This window comes from Micromonospora sp. MP36, assembly GCF_008119785.1.
Classification (GTDB): Bacteria; Actinomycetota; Actinomycetes; order Mycobacteriales; family Micromonosporaceae; genus Micromonospora.
Genome location: NZ_VSFA01000288.1, coordinates 1 through 717, shown reverse-complemented (window position 1 = coordinate 717; position 717 = coordinate 1). Strand labels below are relative to the sequence as shown.

The 717-nt window shown below is 72.1% G+C and carries 1 protein-coding gene; it reads left to right on the top strand.

The features are described from left to right. Positions 1–60 precede the first annotated feature (60 nt). Positions 61–474 (top strand): Asp23/Gls24 family envelope stress response protein, encoded by a 414-nt coding sequence (locus FXF52_RS41205; RefSeq protein ID WP_148805062.1) that lies wholly within the window; start codon positions 61–63, stop codon positions 472–474. The last annotated feature ends 243 nt before the right edge of the window (positions 475–717 follow it).

The following is a 717-nucleotide window of genomic DNA, read 5'->3' as shown; positions in this document are numbered from 1 at the left end:
AACTAGTACGCTCGCACCGCCTCATGGCGGTCGTGGGGCAGGACGAGTGGGCGGGAGAGCATGGCTGACGAGGCGACCCAGGAGCTGTCGGTGCTGCCGGACGCGGTGGCGGGCGGTGCGACGCACGTCTCCGACGAGGTGGTGGAGAAGATCGCGGTGGCCGCCGCGAAGTCCGTGCCCGGGGTGGCCGAGCTCGGTGGCGACGTGGCGCGGTTCTTCAACGCGGTGCTGGACCGGGTCGGGCTGGACCAGGTCGGCGACGCCCGGCGGGGCTGCTCGGCGCACGTCACCAACGGCGCGGCGCTGGTCAACCTGGTCATCGTGATCGACGGCGGCCGGCCGGTCCCCGAGGTGACCGACGCGGTCCGGGTGAAGGTCACGGAGGCGGTCGAGGCGTACGGGCTGCGGGTCGACGAGATCAACATCCGGGTCGACGACGTGGCCCTGGGCGGGCCGGCGGCACCGTCGGCCTGAGTCAGGTTACCGGCCGGTACCCACGTCCTTATCGATCGTTCAGGTATCCGTTCTACACTCGGTCTTCAGTCGAGGACTCGAGGAGGAGCTCCGCGCATGGACGCCGACGAGATCGCCGCCGGTCGGGCCCGCTGGCAGGCCCGCTACGACGCCGCCCGCAAGCGGGACGCGGACTTCACCACGCTCTCCGGCATGGCCGTGGACCCGGTGTACGGCCCGCCGGAGGGCCTGCCCTACCCCGGG

What these genes read in the sequence shown, in the direction of transcription:
- FXF52_RS41205 (WP_148805062.1), top strand. Translation starts at nt 61, where the DNA reads ATGGCTGACGAGGCGACCCAGGAGCTGTCGGTGCTGCCGGACGCGGTG.